Origin of the sequence: Streptomyces pratensis (assembly GCF_037137275.1) — a bacterium.
Taxonomy (GTDB): domain Bacteria; phylum Actinomycetota; class Actinomycetes; order Streptomycetales; family Streptomycetaceae; genus Streptomyces; species Streptomyces pratensis_B.
In genome coordinates this window covers 1-203 of record NZ_JBBBEN010000014.1, presented here as the reverse complement: position 1 = coordinate 203, position 203 = coordinate 1, and the positions used below count along the sequence as shown (strand labels likewise).

General features: G+C 71.9%; 1 pseudogene. It reads right to left on the bottom strand.

What is annotated here, in order from left to right:
* Window positions 1–44: 44 nt before the first annotated feature.
* Window positions 45–203 (bottom strand): annotated as a pseudogene (locus V9U70_RS00075) (ATP-binding protein); the annotation flags it as partial.

The following is a 203-nucleotide window of genomic DNA, read 5'->3' as shown; positions in this document are numbered from 1 at the left end:
CCGGGCCCGACGCGGTGCGTACCGTCGGGCCCGGCCGGGCGTGATCAGCGCAGGCGTGCCATCAGGGCGTGCTCGACCAGCGTGATCAGGGCGCTCTTGGCATCCGCGCGGTGCCGGGCGTCCGTCGTCAGGATGGGGGTGTCGGGGCCGATCTGGAGTGCTTCGCGTACTTCGTCGGGGGTGTAGGGCTGGTGTCCGTCGAA